This is a genomic window from Neobacillus rhizosphaerae (assembly GCF_050477885.1).
Taxonomy (GTDB): Bacteria; Bacillota; Bacilli; order Bacillales; family Cytobacillaceae; genus Neobacillus; species Neobacillus rhizosphaerae_A.
This window is the reverse complement of record NZ_JBCNAC010000084.1, coordinates 1-776: the sequence shown is the minus strand read 5'-3', so window position 1 is coordinate 776 and position 776 is coordinate 1. Positions and strand designations below refer to the sequence as shown.

Genomic DNA, 776 nt, shown 5'->3' with positions numbered 1-776 from the left:
TTCATTATCGGTATTGCTTTATTCTTTGAAGTAGGATTAGTTTTATTAATCCCAATCGTATTTGCGATTTCTAAACAATTAAAAGTTTCTATTCTCTACCTTGGTATTCCAATGGGAGCAGCTTTATCTGTCACACACGGCTTTTTACCGCCACATCCAGGACCAACTACCATTGCAGGTGAATTTGGTGCCGATCTTGGACAAGTATTACTTTACGGTTTTATTATTGCTATTCCAACTGTCATTATCGCTGGACCTTTATTTACAAAGCTAGCTAAAAAATTGGTTCCTGCTTCATTTACAAAAACTGGTGATATTGCCTCTTTAGGTGAACTAAAAACATTTAAACTTGAAGACACACCTGGATTTGGTATCAGTGTATTTACTGCCATGCTTCCTGTAATCCTAATGTCAATCGCTACAATTTTAACTTTGCTTCAAAAAACAATGGGATTTGCTGATAATACTTTACTTGCTATTATCCGTTTTGTTGGCGGTGCATCTCCTGCCATGGTAATCTCTTTATTAGTTGCTATTTATACAATGGGATTAGCAAGAAAGATACCAATCAAAACAGTTATGGATTCTTGTACAGAAGCGATTTCACACATTGGTATGATGCTCTTAATCATTGGGGGCGGCGGTGCTTTCAAACAAGTATTAATTAATGGCCATGTAGGTGACTATGTAGCCGAATTATTTAAAGGAACTTCTATTTCACCGATTCTATTAGCATGGATCATTGCAGCCATTTTACGTATCTCATTAGGTTCTGC

Annotated in this window: 1 protein-coding gene; it reads left to right on the top strand. The window is 36.5% G+C overall.

Annotated features, from left to right (window positions below):
* Positions 1-776 (top strand): gluconate:H+ symporter (locus ABES03_RS11200; RefSeq protein WP_430117371.1); only part of this gene is annotated, 776 nt, incomplete at both ends.